The following is a 781-nucleotide window of genomic DNA, read 5'->3' on the forward strand; positions in this document are numbered from 1 at the left end:
GAAATATACATTCCTCCTTTATTTTTGAAATGATTTGATTTTTAATTATCTTGCGTGGAGAAAAGATAAAGGCATATCCAATTTTTTCTGACTCAATAGCTTTTGACATTTCGATGTCATTCGCCCACCACACCATACTTTTTATGGCACATTCTGAGCAATCAATAGAATCAATATAAATAACATAGGTATATTTAAAACTTCTCTTTTGATAATTGTCCTCATTGAGAAAAAGCATGGAATCCGTACACAACGAAACTTTACTTCCGATAAATGACTCCAGTAGAACTCTGTTATTATCTGTATTGCATGCGCAAATGGTTAAGATTAATACCATAGCACTAACTAAGCACTTCATGTTTGATCTGAATTTTTATAATAGCGGGACTTTTTGTTATGTTTACTATTTTTTCTCTAATGGAGACATCCTCGATGTAATCAGGATAAATAATTCCATAAATATATTCATTATCTGCGCCTATTATCATTATCCCCGTACCTTGTGGCGAAGGTCCTATAACATGCTTGTTATTTCTTTTATCATAGAAGAGAGAATAAAAAGTTTGATTCGGTCCTACAAATTTCACATAAAGAATATTGCGTGTTTCAAATGCCTGGGTAATACATTTGAAATAATTAGGTTCGCTGTCAATTTTTTCAAATTCTTCATAGGTTTTGGAGCTCAGTTTCTCTGGCAGAGCCATAGTCCCAAAATCGAAAGAGTATGTTTTAATTAGTTCACCATCATTGTATGTATCTATATAAAAATCTCCGTAACCGA

Annotated in this window: 1 protein-coding gene; it reads right to left on the reverse strand. The window is 32.4% G+C overall.

Annotated elements, in window-relative coordinates; all coding sequences use genetic code 11:
* Window positions 1-341: 341 nt before the first annotated feature.
* Window positions 342-781 (reverse strand): hypothetical protein (locus CIL02_RS16490; protein WP_170935136.1); only part of this gene is annotated, 440 nt, incomplete at its 5' end.

Origin of the sequence: Prevotella sp. P3-122, assembly GCF_002251365.1 — a bacterium.
In the GTDB taxonomy this organism is placed as follows: Bacteria; Bacteroidota; Bacteroidia; order Bacteroidales; family Bacteroidaceae; genus Prevotella.